At 66.0% G+C, this 297-nt stretch carries 1 protein-coding gene; it reads left to right on the top strand.

All coding sequences use genetic code 11. The features are described 5' to 3' along the window. Positions 1-297: hypothetical protein (locus EN807_RS36035; protein ID WP_189522710.1), on the top strand; the 297-nt coding region annotated here is incomplete at both ends.

Here is a 297-nt window from a genome sequence, read left to right as displayed (position 1 = left end):
GCGATGATCCTTGCGGGCTGCCGACAGCTCCACTTTGCGTCGCTGCTCGGCTACGCCGGCCATCTTCTCGTTCTCTCGCAATTGCCCGGTTTTGCTGGCGGCGACTTCGAACCGACCCTGAAGCCGATACAGGCTGGCAGCCTTCACCGGCTGTCCGACAAGCGCACCGAACGCTGCATCTTCGGCGTCGACCGTGCGCTGAAGGTGTTCGGTGACGGCGGCCGCCGCTTCCTCGACCTCCCTCGCAGCCCGCTGCGCGGCGGCTTGCCTTCTGATGACCTCTTCCGTTGCGCGCTC

The sequence above is a fragment of the Mesorhizobium sp. M5C.F.Ca.ET.164.01.1.1 genome (genome assembly GCF_004792125.1).
Lineage (GTDB): Bacteria > Pseudomonadota > Alphaproteobacteria > Rhizobiales > Rhizobiaceae > Mesorhizobium > Mesorhizobium wenxiniae.
This window is presented reverse-complemented; position numbering and strand designations above follow the sequence as displayed.